The organism is Streptomyces sparsus, assembly GCF_054776295.1.
Genome location: NZ_BAAHCA010001603.1, coordinates 1 through 650, shown reverse-complemented (window position 1 = coordinate 650; position 650 = coordinate 1). Strand labels below are relative to the sequence as shown.

1 protein-coding gene is annotated in these 650 nt (G+C 77.5%); it reads right to left on the bottom strand.

Annotation, left to right across the window (positions count from 1 at the left end):
* Positions 1–109: 109 nt before the first annotated feature.
* A partial coding sequence (locus ACYVE9_RS29855; RefSeq protein WP_461030989.1) for a class I SAM-dependent methyltransferase occupies positions 110–650 on the bottom strand: 541 nt, incomplete at its 5' end.

The following is a 650-nucleotide window of genomic DNA, read 5'->3' as shown; positions in this document are numbered from 1 at the left end:
ACCCGCAGGCCCGTCCCGCCCGGAACAGGGCGGGACGGGCCTGCGGCGTACCAGGTCGCCGCACGTCCGCCGCCCTTCCGTCGAGCCGCTGTCCGCCGCCCGTCCGCCGTCAGTCGTTCGGGGCGAGCGCGCTCCAGCGCACGGTGACCTCACCCTGGCGCCACCGGGTCGGGCCGTCGACCAGCGGCCACTGCGTGCCCAGCGCCCGTACCGTGCGGATCCAGCGCTGGCGTGCGCTCAGCGCCGACCAGGGCGCCGCCGACGCCCAGGCCCGGTCGAAGTCCAGCAGGAACCGATGCACCGGCTCACCGGGCACGTTGCGGTGGATCAGGGCCTTCGGCAGCCGCTCGGCCAGGTCGGAGGGGCGGTCCAGCGAGCCGAGCCGGGTGGCGAAGGTGACCGTGCGCGGGCCCTCCGGCCCCAGCGCCACCCACACGTGGCGCCGCCCGATCTCGTCGCAGGTCCCCTCCACCAGCAACCCGTCCGGCGCCAGCCGCCCGCACAGCCGCCGCCACACCGGCGCGACGTCCCGCTCGTCGTACTGCCGCAGCACGTTCGCCGCCCGCACCAACTGCGGCGGCTGCGGCAGCGCCACCTCGAACCCGCCGCGCCGGAACGTGAGCCCCGGGCGCTGCCACGGCTCCGCCGCC